The 20997-nt window shown below is 70.8% G+C and carries 21 protein-coding genes; 6 read left to right on the plus strand and 15 right to left on the minus strand.

Translation table 11 applies throughout. The annotated features are described in order from the left end of the window. Positions 1–158 precede the first annotated feature (158 nt). Complete coding sequence (locus A3IG_RS0114625; RefSeq protein ID WP_018384319.1) at positions 159–1646, plus strand: PAS domain-containing sensor histidine kinase; 1488 nt, start codon at positions 159–161, stop codon at positions 1644–1646. A 180-nt stretch (positions 1647–1826) separates the two neighbouring features. On the opposite strand, the gene A3IG_RS0114630 is transcribed toward A3IG_RS0114625, so the two are convergent. Both A3IG_RS0114630 and A3IG_RS0114635 read right to left on the minus strand, forming a co-directional pair. Next, a complete protein-coding gene (locus A3IG_RS0114630; protein WP_018384320.1) occupies positions 1827–2084 on the minus strand; it encodes a WhiB family transcriptional regulator in 258 nt (85 codons plus the stop codon). A 328-nt stretch (positions 2085–2412) separates the two neighbouring features. Next, a complete protein-coding gene (locus tag A3IG_RS0114635; RefSeq protein WP_018384321.1) occupies positions 2413–3375 on the minus strand; it encodes a diacylglycerol/lipid kinase family protein in 963 nt (320 codons plus the stop codon). A 113-nt stretch (positions 3376–3488) separates the two neighbouring features. Between A3IG_RS0114635 and A3IG_RS0114640 the strand changes: the two genes are divergently transcribed. Next, positions 3489–3926 (plus strand): hypothetical protein, encoded by a 438-nt coding sequence (locus tag A3IG_RS0114640; RefSeq protein WP_018384322.1) that lies wholly within the window; start codon positions 3489–3491, stop codon positions 3924–3926. Between the two features lie 36 nt (positions 3927–3962). On the opposite strand, the gene A3IG_RS0114645 is transcribed toward A3IG_RS0114640, so the two are convergent. The 6 genes from A3IG_RS0114645 to A3IG_RS0114675 all read right to left on the minus strand — a co-directional run bounded on the left by A3IG_RS0114645 (position 3963) and on the right by A3IG_RS0114675 (position 10236). Next, the gene (locus A3IG_RS0114645) at positions 3963–5006 is read right to left on the minus strand and encodes an RNA polymerase sigma factor SigF (protein WP_078500503.1); all 1044 of its coding nucleotides are present in this window, start codon (positions 5004–5006) and stop codon (positions 3963–3965) included. A gap of 127 nt (positions 5007–5133) precedes the next feature. Then, positions 5134–5547 (minus strand): ATP-binding protein, encoded by a 414-nt coding sequence (locus A3IG_RS0114650; RefSeq protein ID WP_018384324.1) that lies wholly within the window; start codon positions 5545–5547, stop codon positions 5134–5136. A gap of 390 nt (positions 5548–5937) precedes the next feature. After that, positions 5938–6156 (minus strand): DUF397 domain-containing protein, encoded by a 219-nt coding sequence (locus tag A3IG_RS0114655; protein ID WP_018384325.1) that lies wholly within the window; start codon positions 6154–6156, stop codon positions 5938–5940. Between the two features lie 218 nt (positions 6157–6374). Further along, positions 6375–7205, minus strand: coding sequence for a helix-turn-helix domain-containing protein (locus A3IG_RS0114660; RefSeq protein WP_026220273.1), 831 nt, complete (start codon positions 7203–7205; stop codon positions 6375–6377). Positions 7206–8122: 917 nt separating this feature from the next. Then, positions 8123–8620 carry a GNAT family N-acetyltransferase gene (locus A3IG_RS0114670; RefSeq protein WP_018384328.1) on the minus strand — a complete coding sequence of 166 codons (498 nt, stop codon included), beginning with the start codon at positions 8618–8620 and terminating at the stop codon, positions 8123–8125. An 80-nt stretch (positions 8621–8700) separates the two neighbouring features. After that, the gene (locus A3IG_RS0114675; RefSeq protein WP_018384329.1) at positions 8701–10236 is read right to left on the minus strand and encodes a hypothetical protein; all 1536 of its coding nucleotides are present in this window, start codon (positions 10234–10236) and stop codon (positions 8701–8703) included. A gap of 508 nt (positions 10237–10744) precedes the next feature. Between A3IG_RS0114675 and A3IG_RS35225 the strand changes: the two genes are divergently transcribed. Next, positions 10745–11176, plus strand: a complete 432-nt coding sequence (locus tag A3IG_RS35225; protein ID WP_018384330.1) for an ATP-binding protein — start codon at positions 10745–10747, stop codon at positions 11174–11176. A 66-nt stretch (positions 11177–11242) separates the two neighbouring features. Here the strand turns inward: A3IG_RS35225 and pgi are convergent, their stop codons facing one another. From pgi to sodN, 3 genes are all read right to left on the minus strand, one after another. Next, complete coding sequence (gene pgi, locus A3IG_RS0114685; RefSeq protein WP_018384331.1) at positions 11243–12886, minus strand: glucose-6-phosphate isomerase; 1644 nt, start codon at positions 12884–12886, stop codon at positions 11243–11245. A gap of 270 nt (positions 12887–13156) precedes the next feature. Continuing rightward, positions 13157–13867, minus strand: a complete 711-nt coding sequence (locus A3IG_RS0114690) for a hypothetical protein (protein WP_018384332.1) — start codon at positions 13865–13867, stop codon at positions 13157–13159. Positions 13868–14105: 238 nt separating this feature from the next. Further along, positions 14106–14501: a superoxide dismutase, Ni gene (sodN, locus tag A3IG_RS0114695; protein ID WP_018384333.1), complete on the minus strand. Its 396-nt coding sequence runs from the start codon at positions 14499–14501 to the stop codon at positions 14106–14108. A gap of 93 nt (positions 14502–14594) precedes the next feature. Here sodN and sodX point away from each other — a divergent pair, with 93 nt between their 5' ends. Continuing rightward, positions 14595–15074 carry a nickel-type superoxide dismutase maturation protease gene (gene sodX / locus A3IG_RS0114700; RefSeq protein WP_407701026.1) on the plus strand — a complete coding sequence of 160 codons (480 nt, stop codon included), beginning with the start codon at positions 14595–14597 and terminating at the stop codon, positions 15072–15074. Here the strand turns inward: sodX and A3IG_RS0114705 are convergent. Further along, positions 14969–15610, minus strand: a complete 642-nt coding sequence (locus tag A3IG_RS0114705) for a CGNR zinc finger domain-containing protein (RefSeq protein ID WP_018384335.1) — start codon at positions 15608–15610, stop codon at positions 14969–14971. The genes sodX and A3IG_RS0114705 overlap by 106 nt on opposite strands. Positions 15611–15743: 133 nt before the next feature. On the opposite strand from A3IG_RS0114705, the gene A3IG_RS0114710 reads away from it, so the two are divergent. Next, on the plus strand, positions 15744–16550 hold the full coding sequence (locus A3IG_RS0114710) for a class I SAM-dependent methyltransferase (RefSeq protein ID WP_018384336.1): 807 nt from the start codon (positions 15744–15746) through the stop codon (positions 16548–16550). Positions 16551–16603: 53 nt separating this feature from the next. Here A3IG_RS0114710 and A3IG_RS0114715 read toward each other — a convergent pair whose 3' ends face one another. Genes A3IG_RS0114715 through A3IG_RS0114725 form a run of 3 tightly spaced genes read right to left on the minus strand, consistent with a single transcriptional unit; the run spans position 16604 to position 19308 of the window. After that, positions 16604–17356: an amino acid ABC transporter ATP-binding protein gene (locus A3IG_RS0114715; RefSeq protein WP_026220274.1), complete on the minus strand. Its 753-nt coding sequence runs from the start codon at positions 17354–17356 to the stop codon at positions 16604–16606. 23 nt (positions 17357–17379) lie between these two features. Continuing rightward, positions 17380–18315, minus strand: a complete 936-nt coding sequence (locus tag A3IG_RS0114720) for an amino acid ABC transporter permease (RefSeq protein WP_018384338.1) — start codon at positions 18313–18315, stop codon at positions 17380–17382. A gap of 27 nt (positions 18316–18342) precedes the next feature. Next, positions 18343–19308 carry an ABC transporter substrate-binding protein gene (locus tag A3IG_RS0114725; protein ID WP_018384339.1) on the minus strand — a complete coding sequence of 322 codons (966 nt, stop codon included), beginning with the start codon at positions 19306–19308 and terminating at the stop codon, positions 18343–18345. A 423-nt stretch (positions 19309–19731) separates the two neighbouring features. On the opposite strand from A3IG_RS0114725, the gene A3IG_RS0114730 reads away from it, so the two are divergent. After that, entirely contained in the window at positions 19732–20928 is a 1197-nt protein-coding gene (locus tag A3IG_RS0114730; RefSeq protein WP_018384340.1) for an NAD(P)-dependent malic enzyme, read from the plus strand. Positions 20929–20997: the final 69 nt, after the last annotated feature.

Below are 20997 nucleotides of genomic sequence, written 5' to 3' on the forward strand. Positions count from 1 at the left end.
AGGCAGGTGCGCGGTCAGGGCATGAGGCGCGCCCGCCCCCGATCCACCCGCCTGTGCGGTGGGGGTGGAGGTCAACGAGTCCATTGTGGACTAGACCAATTGGTGCTGTCCAGATGCCACGTGGCCGAATCCGAGTACCCTGGCGTTCCGTGCCATCCATGAACGACCTCGTGCGCCAGCACACCGCGCTCAGCGACTCCGACCTGGAGTGGCTGCACCTGCTGGTGTCCGAATGGCAGCTACTCTCCGACCTGTCCTTCGCCGACCTCGTGCTCTGGGTCCCCACCAAGGACGGCACCCGTTACGTATCGGTCGCCCAGATGCGGCCCAACACGGGCCCCACCTCCTACCAGGACGACATGGTCGGCCACCTGGTGCCCCGTGGCCGGCGCCCACTGCTCGACGCGGCGCTGGACGAGGGGCGGATCGTCCGCGAGGGCGACCCGGAGTGGCGCGAGGAGGTGCCCGTCCGGGTCGAGTCCATCCCGGTCCGCCGAGAGGGACAGGTGCTCGGCGTCATCGCGAGGAACACCAACCTGCTCACCGTGCGCACCCCGAGTCGGCTGGAGCTCACCTACCTCCAGAGCGCCTCGGACCTCGCCCAGATGATCGCTGCAGGATCGTTCCCCTTCTCCGGCGAGCAGGTGGACATGGACGCCTCCCCTCGGGTCGGCGACGGCCTGCTGCGCCTGGACGCCGACGGGCTGGTGCAGTACGCCAGCCCCAACGCGCTGTCCGCCTACCACCGCCTCGGGCTCGCCGCCGACCTGGTCGGCCAGCACCTGGGCCGGGTCACCGCGGAGCTCGCCCCCTCCCGGGGGCCGGTGGACGAAGCACTGGTCAAGCTGGCCAGCGGCTGGGCCCCGCGGGAGGCGGAGGTGGAGGGTCAGGAGTGCGTCATCCAGCTCCGCACCATCCCGCTGAAGCCCAAGGGGGAACGCATCGGCTCCCTCGTGCTCTGCCGCGACGTCACCGAGCTGCGCCGCAGGGAACGCGAACTGATCACCAAGGACGCCACCATCCGGGAGATCCACCACCGGGTGAAGAACAACCTCCAGACCGTCGCCGCGCTGCTCAGGCTCCAGGCGAGGCGGCTGGACTCGGCTCCGGCCAGGGCGGCCCTGGAGGAGGCGGTGCGCCGGGTGGGCTCCATCGCCATCGTCCACGAGACGCTCTCCCAGACCCTGGACGAGCGCGTGGAGTTCGACTCCATCGTGGACCGGCTCCTGGCCATGGTCACCGAGCTGTCCCCGGGGCTGGTCACCGGACGCCGCACGGGGAGGTTCGGGGTCCTCACCGCCGAGGTCGCCACGCCGCTGGCGATGGTCCTCACCGAGCTGCTGCAGAACGCCCTGGAGCACGGGTTCGCGCCGGGGGAGCCGGGGACCCTGGAGGTCGGCGCGGTGCGCGGCAGGGCGGCCGTCTCCGACGGACCCCAGGGGACGGCCCGGGACAAGCTGCTGATCACCGTCCGGGACACCGGGCGGGGCATCCCCGCCGGGTTCGACCCGCAGACGTCGGGCAGCCTCGGCCTGCAGATCGTCCGCACCCTGGTGGTGGGCGAGCTCGGCGGCAGCTTCCAGATGGTGCCGGACCCCGAGGGCGGCACCCGCGTCCTGCTGGACCTGATGATCGACGGGAGTTGACCCCCGGCCCGTCCCGGGTGCCCGCACCGGGCCCGGACACACCACCGGCCCCGACCTGGGGGGTCGGGGCCGGTGTGGCGGTACAGGTGCTACGTGTGCGTGGTGCTCGCGCTGCTGGCTCGGGGGTGGGGCATTCCGTGAGGTACGTCCCAGGCAAGCGCTGCGGGTGGCGACCGTTCGTCAGGCGCTGTTGCTGCGCGCCCGGTTGCGGGCGGCGCGGCGCTTCATCGCGCGACGCTCGTCCTCGCTCATGCCGCCCCACACACCGGCGTCCTGCCCGGACTCCAGTGCCCACTGGAGGCACTGGTCCATGACCGGGCAACGCCGGCAGACAGCCTTGGCTTCCTCGATCTGCAGCAGCGCAGGACCAGTGTTGCCGATGGGGAAGAAAAGCTCGGGGTCTTCCTCGCGGCACACAGCGCGGTGGCGCCAGTCCATAGCTGCTCCGTCTCCTCCTGCCGGCGGGGCCTGCCCACCAGCCTGCTTGTGAATGTGAACGCTTTCACGAATCCCCTCACAAGAGAAGGGCCAACAGCAGGGAACTACCCGCCGTGGTCCCGCGAGGGTGAGGTTGGATTCTGGCTCATCGGGGTCCCTGAGGGTGACGCCCCGATTGCCAAGTAGAGACTCGCAAACCTCGGCTGCGGATACAACCCCTTCGAGGAATGTTTTTTGGATTCATTGGTGTCGTCTAGCTCACACCCTTACTTCAATGGGGTGCATACCTGCGTATGAGTTCGAGTCCAAGGGCTTTGCCCCGTTCTACTCACACAATCACACGCAGTGCTTGCCTTACGCCTGTGAACCTGACGTTACTGCGGAGACCGAGGTGATCACCGTCTACCTGAAAGGGCAGCGGGGTCTGTGCGGTCAGTGTGAATTCGGACGCATCGTGGACGGACACCACATGCTTGCCCCGGGGCCCGCGGCCCGACGAGGACAACAGTTGGGAACCATAGCGGGCCACCGCGGCCGGCGACAGCCGAGTGAGCGCCATCACGTCCAGATCGGAGTCGAACGACGCGTCAGGCGAGGCCCAGACAGGGCGGTTACCCAGATACGTCCACGGTGAGGTGTTGGAGACGATCGCCACCACCAGACCGGACACCGGGTCCTCACCCGGCCGCTCCAGGGTTATCAACCCGTCCTTGCGGTTCGGGTCGCCCAGGAACTGCCGCACCACCTGCCGCACGTACAGCGGCCCGGTGGAACGCCTGCCCTCGGCGCGTTTCCCCTCCACCCGGCCGACCACCGCGGCGTCGAACCCCAGCCCCGCGCAGAAGGTGAACCAGCGGTCGGCCGCCGACGCCTCGGACGTGCCCGGGACGCCGGTCGCCAGGCCCAGGCCGACACTGCGCTCGCTGCCGGTGCGGAGCGCGTCGAGCAGCGCACCGGTCGCCTCGACCGCGTCGTTCGGCAGGCCCAGGTTGCGGGCGAACACGTTGGTGTGCCCGCCGGGCACCACCGCGAGCCGGGGCAGGTCCGGAGCGGGGCCGGCGTGCAGCAGCCCGTTGACCACCTCGTTGACCGTGCCGTCCCCGCCGAGCGCGACCACCAGTTCGATGTCGTCGGACTCCGCTGCCCGGCGGCCGAGGTCACGGGCGTGGCCCCGGTACTCCGTCGCCGCCACCTCCAACTTCAGGTCACTGGCGAGCGCATGGATCAGGACGTCCCGGGTCCGCGCGCTCGTGGTCGTTGCTGCCGGGTTCACCACGAGAAGTGCGCGCATGGGGGAAGCGTACCGCGACGGTCGGCCCACCCGGCGCCCCGCGACGTGGCCCGGCGCGGGCCGCGCCGGGGTGCTGGGGCGGGGCCAGGACGGGCGGGCTCTACCCTTGAGGGGTGAGCGCGAAGAAGCCCCAGCAGGAGACCCCCGCCCAGGACCGAGCCGTGCGGCCGCTGACCGTGACGGTGGCGTGTGCGGTGGCGGCCCTTGAGGGAGCGGTGCTCGCCGCGCTGGCGCTCTTCATGATGGTCGGGGGGATCACCGGGTACGCGGACGACCTACGGGCCGCGGAGGCCGGAGGGCTCGCCGTGCTGGCCCTCGCAGCGATGCCGCTGATCGCCGCCCGTGGTCTGTTCCTGGTCCGGAGCTGGAGCCGCGGGCCGGTCCTGGTCCTCCAGATCATCACGCTGCCGGTCGCCTGGACCATGGTCCAGAACGGCGGCGGCATGGTCGCGGCGGGGGTGGCCCTCGCCGTCGTCGGCCTCGTCGGCGCCGTGGCGTTGATCCATCCGATGACCACCGAGGCCCTCGGGCGGGCGCCGAGGCCTGAGTGAGCCGTCGGCGGCCCGTGCGCCCGCCGGCCGGCGGCGTCACTCCTCGACCAGCAGCCTCTCCCTGAGCTGGGCCAGGGTGCGGGCGAGCAGCCGCGACACGTGCATCTGGGAGATCCCCACTTCCTGGGCGATCTGCGACTGGGTCATGTTCCCGAAGAACCGCAACAGCAGGATCTTCTTCTCCCTGGGCGGCAGTTGCTCAAGCAGCGGCTTGAGGGACTCCCGGTACTCCACCCCCTCCAGCGCGTCGTCCTCGGCGCCGAGGGTGTCCGCGACGGCCGGCGACTCGTCGTCGGTGTCCGGCACGTCCAGGGAGAGCGTGCTGTAGGCGTTGGCCGACTCCAGCCCCTCCAACACCTCCTCCTCCGAGATGCCCAGGTGCTCGGCGAGCTCGTGCACGGTCGGGGCTCGGCCGTGCCGCTGCGAGAGCTCGCCGGTCGCCGAGGTCAGGGACAGCCGCAGCTCCTGGAGCCGGCGCGGAACGCGCACCGCCCAGCCCTTGTCCCGGAAGTGCCGCTTGATCTCACCGACCACGGTGGGGGTGGCGTAGGTGGAGAACTCCACCCCCCGCTTCGGGTCGAACCGGTCCACGGACTTGATCAGGCCGATCGTGGCGACCTGGGTGAGGTCGTCGAGCGGCTCCCCGCGGTTGCGGAAGCGGCGGGCCAGGTGCTCGACCAGCGGAAGGTGCATGCGCACCAGTCGGTTCCGTAGCTCGGCCCGCTCCGCGGAGCCCTCGGGGAGCCTGGCCAGCTCCTCGAAGAGCGCCTTGGCGCCGGTGCGGTCGTGCGCGTCGTGCTGTTCCATCGGCACCGCCCGCTCCACCCTGCCCACCGGGTCGGCCCTGCCCACCGGGTCGGCGAGGTCCGCCGGGTCACCGCGACCCGGCTGGTCCGGCTGCTCCGGTCGGCCCGGACGGGCCGCCGGCTCCTGCGCGGGTTGCGTCCGCCCCGTGGCCCGTGGCGGAGGAGTCCCACCACCCTGCCGGCCGACCGGGCGCCCGCCCGTCCCTGCCTGGGTGGGAAGACGACGCTCGTGACCGTAGGCGACGCGCTCGGCGCTCTGTTCCGTTTCGCTCACGGCGCTCCCCCGTTCCCCTCGGGTCGAACCGCCGCCCGGTCGGGCGGCGGTGTGGTCGGACACGGTGGTACCGCCGAACGGCGCCGGGCGGCCCCGGCGATCTTGGCGGTGGTCATGACGGTGGTCCTCACGAGTTCCCTGGGCCCGCACCACGTGTCTTGTGCAGGCTGATACTGACGGTTCGGTCCTCGGCCACGCTCGATTCCACCTCACCTGCCAGTGCGGACAGCACCGTCCAGGCGAAGGTGTCGCGCTCAGGAGCGCGACCGTCGGTGGTGGGTGCCGAAACGGTCACCCGCAGGGCGTTCCCGACCAGGCGGAAGACGCACGACAACACACTTCCCGGCACCGCCTGCTGGAGCAGGATGGCGCAGGCCTCGTCCACGGCGATGCGCAGGTCTTCGATCTCGTCGAGGGTGAAGTCCAAGCGGGCCGCGAGACCGGCGGTCGCCGTCCGCAGTACCGACAGATAGGCCCCTGCCGCGGGTAGCCGGACCTCAACGAAGTCCTGCGTCGCGGCCTCGCCTGCGATCTGGGACACCCTCACCTCCAAGGTGACGCATGGTGGTTGAGCTGTTCTGGACGGCCGCTGCCCTGGGACTCGGCGAACGCCGTCGGACTGACTGGCGGCCCGCCCGGTGCGCACCGCCCAGAGACGCTATCGCGATCCATGCTGCGGTGTCGCCCGGACGGAGCATGCTCCGTACCTGCGTCCTGTCACTCAGGGTACGTCAATGAGCGCGTACAGTCACAGGGGTTGGCTGACTTCAATTCCGCGTTCGTACTTCGACGCCGTGACACCGGCTCGTTCCGCCGGATCGCCGGCCGGTGCGGACCCCGGTCGCCGACGGCCCGCGCCGGTGACCGGGGACGGCGCGAAACCCCGCCAGAGGGGGAACGGCGGGGTTCCGGCTCGAGCGTGAACCGTTGTTCAGGGGCGGAACTCGCCCCGGCGGACCGCGTCCACGAACGCGGACCAGGCGACCGCGGGGAAGACCAGCGCCGGCCCCTCGGGGTCCTTGGAGTCCCGCACGGGGACCAGCCCCGAGGCGGCGTGGGCCGGTGCCCACTCGACGCAACCGCCTCCTCCGCCGTTGCTGTGGGTGGACTTGACCCACTCGGCGTCGGAGAGGTCAATCCTGCTGTTCATCGGTGAGTGCCTCCATTCGGTTCGGGAACGGGCTGCCCGCGCCGAGCCGCTCCGACGGCAACGGACCACCGTCCAGAGCAGGGCAGCGCGGGCCCGCCCGGGCGGTTTGGGCCCGGGCGGGGTCTGAGTCGGACGCGACCGCGGGGAACGGTGCCCGTCGTGCGGTCGCTCCGTCGGCGTGGGGACGTGCCCCACCGTGTGGGGAGGAACGGGGTGTTTCAGGAGGGGAGCGTCTCCATGGCGGAGCGGATGAACGCCACCGTTTGGAGTGGCGAGAGGGCGTAGGCCCGGAGCAGGTCGTAGGCGCGGTGGCGCGTGCTCACGCTCTCCGGGTCCTCGAGCAGTTGCCCGGTGTCGATGCTCTCCTCGTAGGCGACGCGGGTGTCGTCGTCCAGGGTCATCAGGGTCAGGGTGCCGCCGAGCAGGCCGTGCTCCCCGTGGGCGAACGGCAGCACCTGCACCACGCTGGTGGGGGTGTCCACCATGTCGATTAAGAGGGACAGTTGGGCGCGCATGACGTCGGGTCCGCCGACCGGCCGGCGGATGACCGCTTCGTCCAGGATGATCGAGACATCGGGCGCCGGGGACGACCTGAGCACTTCCTGGCGGCTCATCCGCGCCGCCACCCGCTCCTCGATGGCGTCCGCGGTGGCCTTGGGGTTGCTGGCCAGGAAGAGGGCGCGGGCGTACGCCTCGGTCTGGACGATCCCGGGAACGATGTGGCCGGCGTACTCCTCGATGATGCGGGCCCTCGCCTCCAGTTCCATCCGCCGTCGGTACTTGTCCGGGTGGACTTCCCGTCGAGCGATGCTGTAGAGGCGCCCGAAGAGGCCGTCAGTGTCGAATGCCGCGTCCAGTCGTGCGGGGAGATCGGGGGGCGGCATGTACTCGGCCAGTTCGATTCGCGCGAGGTGGCTCTTGCTGAAGTTGACCACATCGGCGAGCTGCTCGAGGCTCATGTTCGCCTGTTCGCGAAGCCGCCGCGCTTCCGCGCCGAACAAATGTCGGACGGAACGGTCTGGTGTAAGTGTTCGAGTTCTACGTGCCATGCGAAGACCCCCATTCCCAATAGCCGGGTTGGGATACCAACTGGCTTCGCATCGTACGGGGTTATCCGCAACTCTAGCGATACAGACGGTGATTCCGCTGCACCTGGGCCGAGCAGAGATGCAAGAGGTTCCCTCCATGGTAAGTATCCCCGAACACGTGCTCGCAGAAGCGCGGGAGCAGGCGAACGGAGAAGCCCCGCGACGCACCCACGAAGACGACCACCCGTCGGCTGCGCCGCGGGAGGAGCGCGGCGGCGTTCCGCCGCTGGTGGCCGGCCCGGGGGGCCCGGTGAAGCCCCGCCCCGCCGTGCGCCCGGTGGAGGGGCGGGTGTTCGTGATGCGCCACGGTTCCCGGGGCCCGGAGGATTCGGTGCTCGAGCGGGACGACCACCTCGCCAATCCGCTGACGTGGCCGCCCTGCAGGTGCGGGAACCCGATCTGCCCCGATCGCCCGGCCGGCGGACCGCGGCAGTAGGCGGCGCCGGGTGGGGAACCGGCCTCCCCGCGGAGAGGCCGGCGAGTGGACGCACGGAAACGGAAGAACGGTAATCAGGGCAGGCCCGGCCGGCTCGCGGTGGATTTGGTAGGCACGGATATCCGCCGGGCCCGCAATGGCAGAAACCCAAGGACGCCCGCCCTCGCCGGGGACGAACCATCCGATTTCCCCGCGGCAGTAACCCCGACCGGGGCGGGTTCAAACAATTTCCTGCTCCGGTCGAATAACGCGGGCCGGCACCGGGAATGGGCACCACAACAGGAAAACCACGACGCCGGAATTGCCCGGCGGCCCGGACGGGAACCGGCGGGCCCCCTCTCGCCGCACCCCGGCGGGACCGGCCCCGGCCGACCGACGTGCCCCCGTGGCGGTCGACCGGGGCCCTCCCGGTGTGGACGCGACGGGATGCCCTCGGTGCCGCTCAGCCCTCGCCGCGGGACGGGGCCAGGGCGGCCAGCTCCTTCAGGGCGTCGCCGCAGACCCGGTTCACCGTCCAGCCGTCCATGGGCTCCGCGCCGAGCGACCGGTAGAACTCCCGGGCCGGTGTGTTCCAGTCCAGGACCGACCACTCAAGCCGCTGGTAGCCGTGTGCCGCGCAGATCGCGGCGAGTTCGGCGAGCAGGGCCCGCCCGTGGCCGGCGCCACGGGCCTCGGGGCGGACGAACAGGTCCTCCAGGTAGACGCCGTGGGTGCCGGTCCAGGTGGAGAAGTTCCGGAACCACAGGGCGAAGCCCACGGGGACGCCCGTCGTGTCGTCCTGGGCGATCAGCCCGAAGACGGCCGGGTGCTCGCAGAACAGGGCCTCCCGCAACTGCTCGGGCGTGGCCTTGGCCTGGTCGGGCTCGCGCTCGTAGACCGCGAGCTCACGGATCATGGCGTGGATCTCGGAGACGTCCTCGACGGTGGCCGGTCGAATCATGCGGCCAGCCTACCGACCCGGCCCCCCGGCAACCGCCGGACCCGCGTCGTGCGACCGCGGCTAGGTCGACAGGAACAGCCCTAGTCGTCGCAGGGGGTACCGCGGGGGAGCTGGTAACGGGCTCCTATCCGGTACTCGCCGGGGCCGCTGGCGTGCAGCCGGGTCCACTCGCCCTCGGGGGCCAGGCAGCTCCCGTCGCTGTTGTCGTCGTCCAGGCTGAGCCAGGGGGACCACGGTATCCGCACCAGCACCGACCCGGCCGCCGGTATCTCCACGACCACCTCGTCCGGCCCGGCCCGCTCCACGTCCGCCGGGGCCTCCGCCAGCGGTACCGGTTCGGTGAAGCGGTAGAGCCGCCAGTTCTCGTCGCTCCACACCGGCTCGAGGAACGGCAGGCCGCCGCGGACCAGGTCGGCCTCCTTGGCCGCCCAGTCGTCCGGGGGGGCCTCCGGCAACACCACGTAGTGCACCGCCCAGCGGCGGAGCCACTGGCGGTACTTCTCGGCGGTGAGCGAGCCGTCGTAGAACAGCGGGTGCCGGGCGAGGTCGAGCTGCCGGTTCCAACCGCGCGCGAGGATCACGTACGGGGACAGCCCCGAGGCCTCGCGGTGGGAGCGTTCGGGCACCACCTCGACCCGTCCCCGGTCGGCGCCCACCCGCTTCAGTTCCTCGATCAGGGGAGCGGTCTGTGCGTTCCACGAGGCAGCGGGTCTCGTCCTGGCCAGGTCGTAGCCGGGCTTGGCCACGGCCCACACGGCGGCGACCGCGAACACCGCGTATATCGCCACCACCTTGGGGCGGGTGGCCGCCATGGCGAGCAGCACCACGCCGGCGAACAGCAGCGACAACCGGTCCACGTTGGTGCCGACCGGCGAGGGGATGACCCAGGCCAGGATCACGCCCACGGCGTATACCGCGGCGCCGACCCGGATGGTCTTCCAGCTCTTGGGGGCCAGCACCGCCACCGCGATCGCGGTCCCCGCCGGCAGGAACACCGACAGCACACTGATCGGCTGCATCCCGCGGAACGGGAAGAGCAGCATGGTCACGCCCACCACGGCCACCGGACCCACGGCCAGGGCGTAGGCCGGTGGCCGTCGTCTGGTGAGGAAGAGCGCCGCAGCGACCACCATCAGGAACATCCCGGCCACCGGACTCGACATGGTGGCCAGCGCGCCGAACGCGACGGTCCCGACGGCGCGGGCGCGTCGGGACCAGCGGACGGCGAACACCGCGGCCACCGCGGCGAGCGCCCACATCACACCGAGCGCGAAGGTGACCCGCCCGGAGGCGGCGTTGCCCGCCAGCGCGCAGGCCGCCCACAGGGCCGCCGGCATCGGCCTGGCCACCTTGGCCCGTAGCAACAGCATCGCGACCAGGCCGGCCGACACCGTCCCGGCGATCACCGCGACCGTGCGTACCCCGAGCACCGCCATCAGGTACGGCGAGATCACGCTGTAGTTGACCGTGTGCATGCCGCCGTACCAGGCGAGGTTGTAGGCGGAGCCGGGGTGCTTGGCGACGAAACCCGCCCAGGCGTCCTGGGCCGCCAGGTCCCCACCGCCGCTGGCCAGGAACAACGCCCACATGATGTGGAGCAGCCCGGCGAGCAGCACGGCCGCACCGACGGGATGGCGGGGGCTGAGCCACCGCCTCCCGCGCAGCCACTGCTGCCGCAGTGTGCGAGGGAACCGCCTCGACTTCACTCCGGCGGCAGAAGCCGGATCCAAAGTGGCCACTGACGACATCTCTTCCGGTTCGTCGGGTTCGGAGCCCGGTCAGAACATTTCTGTTCTGGAGCAGGATACGAATCCGCACACACAGCTCCGGAGGGTGAACGGCCCCTTTGACGCTAGCACGGGGTGCGAGCCGGCGGTCAAATGGAATTGACCGCCGGGCCAGGGCGCCCGGAGCACGTCGTGCACGGTCGCGTACCCGCCGTTACCGCGGAGTGCGCAAGTCGAGTCCTGGCCGCGTTCGCCTCGGGGCAAAGGTGGATCAGCCGGACGGGTGGGTAGACGTAGCTCGGGAGCGACTTGTCGCCCCCACCACCCCACGGGGACGAACGACACGCGATGAACAAACGGGGGTTTGACCATGCGTGGTGCCAGGAGCGGGCCGGCCTTGGCGGTCGGCATTGCCGACTCGGCCGATGCGGAGGGCGAATCCTTGCTGGAGAGCTACTGCCTCCCGTTGGACACGGGGTGTGGTAGCGCTGCCGCTCGGGTCTTCGCCCGGCGCTGCCTCAACCGATGGGGGCTCGGGGACGTCACCCCGTTCGGCCAGGACGCGGTGCTGGTGGTCAGCGAGCTGGTCACCAACGCGATCCTGCACGCCGACGTTCCGGAGGAGCTGCGGTTGAGCTGGCGCGCCCCCACCCTGGTGGTCGAGGTCCAGGACGTGGGGGAGGAGATGCCCGAGGTCCGCAGGGCCCTGGACACCGAGCCGGGGAGCCGTGGCCTGGAGATCGTCTCCCAACTGGCGTACCGCTGGCAGGTCCGCCCGGCTCCCGCCGGCCGCAAGACGGTGCGGGCCGAGCTGCGCAGGCTCGGGTGAGCCGCCGGGACGAGCGGCGGCTCACCCGGTACCCGGGCCGGTGGGGCCGGGGGCCGGCCGGGTGGCTCAGCGGCCCCGGGCGGTCCGGTAGCGCTGGACCAGCGTCCGGGTCGAACTGTCCAGGTCCTGCGGCGCCTCGGCCGCTCCGGGGCGCAGTTGCGGCTCGATCCGTTTGGCCAGGACCTTGCCGAGCTCCACGCCCCACTGGTCGAAGGAGTTGATGTTCCACACCGCTCCCTGGACGAACACCTTGTGCTCGTACAGCGCCACCAGCTCCCCCAGTGTCCGCGGGGTGAGTTTGCGGCCCAGGATGGTGGTGGTGGGGCGGTTGCCCGGGAAGGTGCGGTGCGGCACGAGCTCCGGGGGCACCCCCTCGGCGGCGACCTGCTCGGCGGTCTTGCCGAACGCCAGTGCCTGGCCCTGCGCGAACATGTTGGCCATCAACAGGTCGTGCTGGTCGTAGGGGTCGTCCACGGGCTGGGCGAACCCGATGAGGTCGGCCGGGACGGACCCGGTGCCCTGGTGCAGGAGCTGGAAGTAGGCGTGCTGACCGTTGGTCCCCGGGGTGCCCCACACCACGGGGCCGGTGCGCACCGGCACGGGCCGGCCCTCGCGGTCCACTGACTTGCCGTTGGACTCCATGTCCAACTGCTGGAGGTACGCCGGGAACTGCTCCAGGTACTGGCTGTAGGGCAGCACCGCGTGGCTCTGCGCGTCGAAGAAGCCCCCGTACCACACACCGAGCATGCCGAGCAGCAGCGGCAGGTTGGTCGCGGGCGGCGCGGAACGGAAGTGCGTGTCCATGGCGTGGAATCCGGCCAGCATCTCGTGGAATGCCTCGGGACCGATCGCCGTCATCAGCGAGAGCCCGATCGCCGAGGTGAAGGAGTACCGGCCGCCCACCCAGTCCCAGAACTCGAACATGTTGGCGGGGTCGATGCCGAAAGCGCTGACCTCCTCGGCGTTGGTGGAGACGGCGACGAAGTGCTTGGCCACCGCCGACTCGTCGCCGCCGAGGCCGTCCAGCAGCCAACGCCGGGCGCTGGTGGCGTTGGTGATGGTCTCCACCGTGGTGAAGGTCTTGGAGGCCACGATGAACAGCGTCTCGGCCGGGTCCAGGTCGCGGGTCTTCTCCTGGAGGTCGGCACCGTCCACGTTGGAGACGAAGCGCACGTCCAGGTTCCGGTCGGAGTAGGCCCGCAGCGCCTGGTAGGCCATGGCGGGGCCCAGGTCGGAGCCGCCGATGCCGATGTTGACGACGGTGCGGATGCGCCGGCCGGTGTGCCCGGTCCACTCCCCGGACCGCACCCGCTCGGAGAACCGCGTCATCCGCCGGAGCACCTCGTGGACGGCGAGCACGACGTTCTCCCCGTCCACCTGGATCACGTCACCCGGCTGGGAGCGCAGCGCGACGTGGAGCACCGCGCGGCCCTCGGTGGAGTTGATCGGCTCCCCGTGGAACATCGCGTCGCGCAGCGCGAGCACCCCGCGGGCGTGCACCAGGTCCAGCAGGAGCCGCAGCGTCTCGTCGGTCACCAGGTGCCGGGAGTAGTCCACGTACAGGTCGCCCACCTGGAGCGCGAACCGCTCCCCCCGTTCGGGGTCGGCGTCGAACAGCTCCCGCAACCGGGTGTCGCCCAACGCCTCCCGGTGGGCACGCAGCGCGTCCCACTGGGGCAACTGGTTCAGGGGCACGGGGGCCGGACTCATCGGCGACGCCTTCCTTCAATCTCGGTACATCCCAACGGCTAGACCAGAATCCCCCATGCCCCACCCGACCCCCAGCACCGCCACCCCCGAACCACCCGGCCGCGCGCAGGCCCGGCACCGCGGGTCCGGGCGCAGCACGTGCTGTCGTGCGCTCACCGGACTATCGCACGAGCACGTGTGGGTCATGGCGTCGTGGCTGCTGGCGGGTCCCGCCCTCGGCTCGGCACGGTGGCCGTCGAACCGCGGCTCGAGCCGCCCGGGGAGAGCCGGTCAGCCGTGCAGCCAGACCCGCAGCGGACCGACCGGTTCGAAGCCGTGGCGCACGGCGACCGCCAGGTCGTCGCCGGACTCGTAGCCCACCACCGGCAGGGTGGGGAACAGCCGGTGCACGGCGTCAAGGACGACGGGCCAGGCCTGGTCGGGACCGCCGTGCAGCGAGAAGACGTTGGAGACCCCCGCCACGTCGTCGCTGGGGCTCGCCACCGCTCCGGCGACCACCGCGCCGTCGGGGGAGCGTCCGGCGAGCACGAACGTCGCCGGTTCGGCGAGCAGTTCGGGGCGGAAGAGGTCCGCGTTCCCGTCCCCGTTGTCCCAGGCGAGCGCCCAGGCACGCAGCGCCTCCGGGGCGCGCACCACGTCCCAGGCAAGAGCCGGCGCGACGGCGGGTGCCCCCGCCGGGCGGTGTGTCCACTGTGCCTCGAACAGCACCTTGAAGCCAGCCTCCGTCAGGTCGAGGTCGGCGAAGCTGTCCTTGACGGAGGCGCCGGGCGCGTCGGTGTCGATCCGGGCCACCAGCACGGCCGGGTCGGCCCCTGGCGCCAGCGTCACCGCGTCGGGGTAGTACAGCGGCGTGCGGGCCGGGGCGGTCCAGGCCCACTCCCCGAACTCGCCCGCCAGGCCGTGCGATCGGCTCATCGCCGCGCACCACCGGGCGTTGTTGCGGGCGGCTGCGCGGACCAGTACCTGCCTCGGTATCGACATGAGGAGGAATCATCGCCTGTCCCCCTCGGCTGGTCGAACACGTTTCCGCTGCGCGCTGGACGGGCGCTTCGCCCTCGTCAGCGGCGGAGCGAGTGCCCGGCAGGTCCGTGCCCACTCGTGGCCGGGCGGGGAAAAGACCGCACCCGGTCCGCCGTGGACGCCGTGCGGCGAACTGCGGACCGGGTGCGGACGGACGCTGCAACCAAGGAACGTGCAGGTCAGATGGCATGCCCCAGAGTCAGGCCTTCTTGGTCTCCCAGAAGATCTTGTCGATCTCGGCGATCAGGTCGAGCAGGGTCTGGCCGGTCTTGGGGTCGTTCGAGCCCTTGGTGGCGCTCGCGGCCTTCAGGGCGTCGTTGAAGAGCTGGTGGAGCTGCGGGTACTTCTCGAAGTGCGGGGCCTTGAAATAGTCGCTCCACAGCACCGACAGGTGATGCTTCGCCAGCTCGGCGCGCTGCTCCTTGATGATCAGGGCCCGGGTGCGGAAGTCCGGGTCGTCGTTGCCCTGGTACTTCTCCTGGATGGCCTTGACGGACTCGGCCTCGATGCGGGCCTGGGCCGGGTCGTAGACACCGCAGGGGAGGTCACAGTGGGCGTGGACGGTCACCGTGGGAGCAAACAGACGGGCGAACATGGGAGTCCTTCCTCGTGATCGTCTTCTCACGTGCGAGATTACTCCGAGAAGTAGCGGATTTCTCGACCAGCCCTAGGGTCCTAGGACGAAAGTCTGGGCCACCCTGGGAGGAGTGCCCAACACGCACAGAGAGGAGCGTCGATGCGGACCGAGGACGCCACGCTGGCCGCGGCGCCGCCGTTTGGCTGGGCAGTGGTGCAGGGGCCGTCGATGGTGCCCACGCTGCGGGACGGGGACCGGCTGCTGGTCAGGTACTCCAGCCCGGTGCGGCCCGGTGACGTGGTGGTGGCCAGGCATCCGTTCCAGCAGGACCTGATCATGGTCAAGCGCGCGGCCCAGCGACGTGACGGCGGCTGGTGGCTGCTGGGGGACAACCCCTACGTGCCGAACGACAGCCGGGAGTTCGGCATGGTGCCCGACGACCTGGTGCTGGGCCGGGTGCTGGCGAGGTACCGGCCCAGGAACAGCTACTCCTCGACCGTCGGCTGGCTGTTCGGGGCGGTGCGCCCGGTACGGCTGCGCTTGTCGGCGGTGGTTGACCGCTCGTTCTCCCGGCGTCTGCGGGCGCGGTAGGCGGCGACGTTGGCCCGGGTGGCGCAGCGGTCCGAGCAGTAGCGGCGGGAGCGGTTGGTGGACGTGTCCACGTAGGCGTTCCGGCAGGGCGGGGCCTGGCAGGTGCCGAGGCGGTCCACGCCGAGGTCGGTGACCTGGACCGCCAGGCCCATGCACGCCAGGGCGGCGTAGGTGGCGGTGACCGTGGCGGCGTGCTCGGCCAGGTGGAGGTGCCAGCGCGGGCGGCCCTGGTCGTCCAGGAAGTCGTGGCCGGAGATCTGCGGGCTCACCGGGTACTCCATCAACAGGGCGTTGAGCAGGTCCACCGCCCGGACCTCGTCCCCCTCCCCGGCGGCCTCGAAGACCGCGCGCAACCGCGTGCGGACCCCGCGCAGCCGACTGGCGTCGGCGTCGGTGGCGCGGCGGGCCGCCTGCCGGCTACCGGGTCCGAACAAGTCCCGGACGGCCTCCACGGACGTCAGGGAGTCCTCCCCGCGGCCGGGCTGCTCGGTGTTGACCAGGCGCACGGCGAAGTCCGAGTAATAGGCCAGTTCCACTCGTAGTCCTTACATTCAGCGGTCTCGATGGTCTAGGGTGATGCTGCCCGGGTCTGGTAAGTGCCACCTGGGCATCAAGGGTATTACCGATCTCCGGGGGTGCGCCCCACGGTACGACTGAGGAGGGACGCCGATGGCCACCGGAACGGCGATGGTCGACCCGCAGGGCTGGGCGAGCTGGCAGCGGAGCTGGGACCGGCAGCAGGAGTGGTACCTGCCGGACCGGGAGGAACGCTTCCGGGTGATGCTGGACATGGTCCAGGCCCTGGTCGGGACGTCCCCCACGGTGCTGGACCTGGCCTGCGGCACCGGAAGCATCACGGACCGGCTGTTGCGCCGGTTCCCCCACGCGACCAGCACCGGCCTCGACCTCGACCCGGCGCTGCTGACGATCGCCAGGGGCACCTTCGCCGGTGAGCCGCGGGCCCGGTTCGTCACCGCGGACCTGCGGGACCCGGACTGGACCGCCGCGCTCCCGCACCGCCGGTTCGACGCGGTGCTCACCGCCACCGCGCTGCACTGGCTCACCGGTGACGAGCTGGCGACCCTGTACCGGCAGGTCGCCACCGTGGTGCGACCGGGAGGCGTGGTGATGAACGCCGACCACATGCCGGACCCCTCCACCCCGCTGATCAACGAGGCGGAGCGGGCCCACCGGCACGCCGAGCGGGAGCGGCAGCGGGCCGCCGGGACGCTGGACTGGGCGGGCTGGTGGGAGTCGGCAGCCGCGGACGAGCGGCTCGCGCCGCACGTGGCCAGGCGGTTCGAGATCTTCGGGTCGCACGCCGACGGCGAGCCCCACCCGGTCACCTGGCACCTTGCGCGGCTGCGTGAGGCCGGGTTCGGCGAGGCGCGCGCCGTGTGGTGCTCGGTCACCGACGCCCTGGTGCTCGGGCTGCGGTCCGGTGCCGGGGACGACCAGGAACGGGCGGGTTCGTGACACGGGCGGCGGCGACCCCCCGGACCAGGGGATCGCCGCCGCCATCGCCGTGGTCAGAGCACCTTGGACAGGAACGACTTGGTGCGCTCGTGCTGCGGGTTGGTCAGCACCTCCCGCGGGTGTCCCGCCTCGACCACCACCCCGTCGTCCATGAACACCAGCGCGTCGCCGACCTCCCGGGCGAATCCCATCTCGTGGGTCACCACGACCATGGTCATCCCGTCCTCTGCGAGGCCGCGCATCACGTCCAGCACGTCCCCCACCAGCTCCGGGTCGAGCGCCGAGGTGGGCTCGTCGAAGAGCATCAGCTTGGGTTCCATCGCCAGTGCCCTGGCTATGGCGACCCGCTGCTGCTGGCCACCGGAGAGCTGCGACGGGTAGTTGGGGGCCTTGTCGGCCAGACCGACCCGGTCGAGCAGCTTCATCGCCCGTTCCCGGGCCGACGCCTTGCTCTCCCGCTTCACGTGCACCGGCGCCTCCATGACGTTCTCCAGCGCGGTCATGTGCGGGAAGAGGTTGAAGCGCTGGAAGACCATGCCTATGTCCCGGCGCTTCGACGCGACCTCGCGGTCCTTCAGTTCGTACAGCTTGCCCCGGTGCTGCCGGTAGCCGACCAGCTCGCCGTCCACCCACAACCGCCCGGCGTTGATCTTCTCCAGGTGGTTGATGCACCGCAGGAAGGTGGACTTGCCGGAACCGGACGGGCCGATCAGGCAGAACACCTCGCGCGGCGCCACCTCCAGGTCGATGCCCTTGAGCACCTTGAGCGGCCCGAAGGACTTGTGCACCCGCTCGGCCCGGACCATGGGCACCGCGCCCGACGACTCACTCACTTGGCGACCTCCGGTCGGCGCAGGCTCCGCAGGTTCGCCCTGACCCGCTGGAACGGGGTCGGGGGCAGACGGCGGGCGGAGCCGCGGGCGTACCGCCGTTCCAGGTAGTACTGGCCGATGCTGAAGACCGTGGTGAGGATCACGTACCAGACCGAGGCGAGGAACAGCATCTCCACCGCGGCCCCGGACTCGCTGCCGACGTCCTGGGCGGCCTGGAGGAGGTCGAAGTACGCGACGGCGATCACCAGTGAGGTGGTCTTGAGCATGTTGATGAACTCGTTGCCGGTCGGTGGCACGATCACCCGCATCGCCTGCGGCAGCACCACCCGGCGCAGCGTCTTGCCGTGGCTCATGCCCAGCGCGTGCGAGGCCTCGGTCTGACCCTCGTCCACGGACTGGATGCCGGCCCGCACGATCTCCGCCATGTAGGCGGCCTCGTTGAGACCCAGACCCAGCAGGGCCGCCAGGAACGGCGTCATGAAGTCGGCCCACTCGTCCTGGTAGAAGCCCAGGTTGATCGTCTTGAAGACGATGCCGAGGTTGATCCAGACCAGGAGCTGCACATAGACCGGGGTGCCGCGGAAGAACCAGATGTAGAACCAGGCCAGGGCCGAGTTCACGGGGTTCTTCGACAGCCGCATCACGGCGAGCACGACACCGAGGCCCACCCCGAGCAGCATGGCGAGGAAGGTCAGCCAGACGGTGTTGCGCACGCCGCGCAGGATCTGGTCGTTGAAGAAGTAGTCCGGGATGGCGCCGTAGTTGACGTCACCCTGGGAGAACGCGTAGCCGATCAGCCCCAGCACGGACAGCGCCACCACGGCTGAGATCCACCGCCCGTAGTGCCGGACCGGTATGGCCACGATGGCCTCGGGCGACGGTGGTGGGGCCGCCGGGGTGGCGGACGGCTCCTTGTCGGTGGGAACGGTCACGAGGATCGCCTTTCGGGCGGACGCGGATCAGGAGCCTCCGTTGATCTTGACTTCGGAGACCGCCCCTTCCGGGACCTCCCACTTGTCAATGATCTTCTGGTACTCGCCGTTCTTGATGAGCTCCTCCAGGGCCGCCTTGAGGGCGTCCCGCAGCTCGGTGTCGTCCTTGCTCACGGCGATGCCGTAGGGCCCGGCCAGCTCCTGCTCGCCGATCAGCTCGAAGTGGTTGCCGCCCCCGGACTTCTGCACCGCGTAGGCGGCCACCGGGTAGTCGCTGGAGCCGGCGTCGGCGCCGCCGCCGCGCAGCCGGGTCTGGGCGTCGATGTCCGTGGAGTGGGCCTCGATCGAGATCTTCTTCTTGCCCTTGTCCTCGCACTCCTTGGACTTCGCCTTGGCCTGGTCGTGCGAGACGGTCTGGCGCTGGACCACGATCTTCTTGCCGCACAGGTCGTCCCAGCCCTTGATCCCGTCCGGGTTGCCCTTGACGGTGTACAGCGAGACGCCGGCGGTGAAGTAGTCCACGAAGTCCACACCGTCGGACACCTTCTTGCCCGTCTCCGGGTCGGTGCCGTCCTGCCGGTTCTTGGTGTCGCTCATCGCCGACATGACGATGTCGAAGCGCTCCGCGCGTAGACCAGTCAGCAGGGAGTCGAACTTGCCGTTGGTGAACTCGAACTTCACGCCGAGTTCCTCACCGAGGGCGGCGGCGAGGTCCGGGTCGATCCCGACCACCTTGCCGCCCTGCTTGAACTCGACCGGCGGGTAAGCGATGTCCGAGCCGACCTCGATCACCCCGGCGTTCTTGATCTTCTGGGGCAGCAGGTCGGCGGGGGACTTGGCGGTGCCGCTCGAGCTGCTGCTCGACGACTCCGTTTCCTTGCCGTCGTCGCCCGCGTCGTCGGTCTGGTCCCCGCAGCCGACCAGGAGCAGGGCCCCGGAGGCGAATACGGCCCCGGCGGCGAGCAGTCGGCGCCGGGTGGAGCGTGCGGTCATGGTGCGTCCTCCTGCTGAAGGGAAACCAAGCGGCATGCGCTCGTGTGCGTGTGCGCCGAACGCGAGCTCGTGTGATTCCCGCATCTTGCCATCTGGACACCCCGTGTCGGCGGCAGCAGTGTGTCAAAATCCGATAACGGGCGATCCCCGCGATGCTACGTTCTGCGGTCCAGGTACGGACCGCACACCGGCGGCCCACGCAAGGACCGCCCACCGGCGGTCCAGGGCGTCGCCGGCTCATGGCTCCCGTCGCCGATGAGGGCGCGACCACGTTGCCCGCCGGTAACGGGACCTCGTCCCCGAACCCGGGGTCCGAAGCGCGCGTGCGGCGTGCTCAACCACTCGTCAAGCACGACGAGTCGCCCGTCATCAACCCTCACTGGGGGCAGCGGCCCCCGCAGACGCATACCCAAAGGGGTCACCGTGACAGCGGAGATCATCCATACCGGAAACACGGCCGGCGACAGTGCGATCGACCCGGCCTTCGCCCTGCACCGCGGAGGGAAGATGGAGGTCCGCGCCACCGTCCCGGTGCGCGACGCCTCCGACCTCTCCCTCGCCTACACGCCCGGCGTGGCCAAGGTCTGCACGGCCATCGCCGAACAGCCCACCCTGGTGCACGACTACACCTGGACCTCGCAGGCCGTCGCGGTGGTCACCGACGGCACCGCGGTGCTGGGGCTCGGCGACATCGGTCCCAAGGCCTCGCTCCCGGTGATGGAGGGCAAGGCCATCCTGTTCAAGCAGTTCGGCGGGGTGGACGCGGTGCCGCTCGCCCTGGACTGCACCGATGTGGACGAACTGGTCGAAACGGTGGCCCGACTGGCCCCGTCGTTCGGTGGGATCAACCTCGAGGACATCTCGGCTCCGCGCTGCTTCGAAGTGGAACGCAGGCTCCAGGAGCGCCTCGACATCCCGGTGTTCCACGACGACCAGCACGGCACGGCGATCGTCACCCTGGCCGCGCTGCGCAACGCCGCCAGGCTCACCGGACGCCCCCTCGGCGCACTACGCGCGGTGATCTCCGGCTCCGGTGCCGCCGGGGTCGCCATCGCCAAGATCCTCCTCGGGGCCGGCATCGGCGACCTGGCGCTCGCCGACCGCAAGGGCATCGTGCACACCGGCCGCCAGGACCTCACCGCGGTCAAGCGGGAGATCGCGGAGATGACCAACAAGGCCGGGCTCGCCGGCTCCCTCGACGACGCGCTCGCCGGCGCCGACGTGTTCATCGGTGTCTCCGGCGGCACCGTTCCGGAGGAGGCGGTGGCCACCATGGCCAAGGACGCCTTCGTCTTCGCCATGGCCAACCCGGACCCGGAGATCCACCCCGACGTGGCCCGCAGGTACGCGTCCGTGGTCGCCACCGGGCGCAGCGACTACCCGAACCAGATCAACAACGTGCTGGCCTTCCCCGGCGTCTTCGCCGGTGCGCTGAAGGTGCGCGCCTCCAGGATCACCGAGCGCATGAAGATCGCCGCGGCCGACGCCCTGGCCTCGGTGGTCGCCGACGAGCTGAGCCCGGACCGGGTCATCCCGAGCCCGTTCGACGAGCGGGTCGCCCCCGCGGTGACCAGCGCGGTGGCCGAGGCCGCGCGGGCCGAGGGAGTGGCCCGGCGCTGAGCCGCCGCCCCGGTGACGGTGGCCACCCCCGTCGAGGGGGGATGGCCACCGTCCGGCGCCGCGCCCTAG

This window comes from Wenjunlia vitaminophila DSM 41686, from assembly GCF_000380165.1.
Lineage (GTDB): Bacteria > Actinomycetota > Actinomycetes > Streptomycetales > Streptomycetaceae > Wenjunlia > Wenjunlia vitaminophila.

What these genes read in the sequence shown, in the direction of transcription:
- A3IG_RS0114625 (WP_018384319.1), top strand. Translation starts at nt 159, where the DNA reads ATGAACGACCTCGTGCGCCAGCACACCGCGCTCAGCGACTCCGACCTG.
- A3IG_RS0114630 (WP_018384320.1), bottom strand. Translation starts at nt 2,084, where the DNA reads ATGGACTGGCGCCACCGCGCTGTGTGCCGCGAGGAAGACCCCGAGCTT.
- A3IG_RS0114635 (WP_018384321.1), bottom strand. Translation starts at nt 3,375, where the DNA reads ATGCGCGCACTTCTCGTGGTGAACCCGGCAGCAACGACCACGAGCGCG.
- A3IG_RS0114655 (WP_018384325.1), bottom strand. Translation starts at nt 6,156, where the DNA reads ATGAACAGCAGGATTGACCTCTCCGACGCCGAGTGGGTCAAGTCCACC.
- A3IG_RS0114660 (WP_026220273.1), bottom strand. Translation starts at nt 7,205, where the DNA reads ATGGCACGTAGAACTCGAACACTTACACCAGACCGTTCCGTCCGACAT.
- A3IG_RS0114670 (WP_018384328.1), bottom strand. Translation starts at nt 8,620, where the DNA reads ATGATTCGACCGGCCACCGTCGAGGACGTCTCCGAGATCCACGCCATG.
- pgi (WP_018384331.1), bottom strand. Translation starts at nt 12,886, where the DNA reads ATGAGTCCGGCCCCCGTGCCCCTGAACCAGTTGCCCCAGTGGGACGCG.
- A3IG_RS0114690 (WP_018384332.1), bottom strand. Translation starts at nt 13,867, where the DNA reads ATGTCGATACCGAGGCAGGTACTGGTCCGCGCAGCCGCCCGCAACAAC.
- sodN (WP_018384333.1), bottom strand. Translation starts at nt 14,501, where the DNA reads ATGTTCGCCCGTCTGTTTGCTCCCACGGTGACCGTCCACGCCCACTGT.
- A3IG_RS0114710 (WP_018384336.1), top strand. Translation starts at nt 15,744, where the DNA reads ATGGCCACCGGAACGGCGATGGTCGACCCGCAGGGCTGGGCGAGCTGG.
- A3IG_RS0114715 (WP_026220274.1), bottom strand. Translation starts at nt 17,356, where the DNA reads ATGGTCCGGGCCGAGCGGGTGCACAAGTCCTTCGGGCCGCTCAAGGTG.
- A3IG_RS0114725 (WP_018384339.1), bottom strand. Translation starts at nt 19,308, where the DNA reads ATGACCGCACGCTCCACCCGGCGCCGACTGCTCGCCGCCGGGGCCGTA.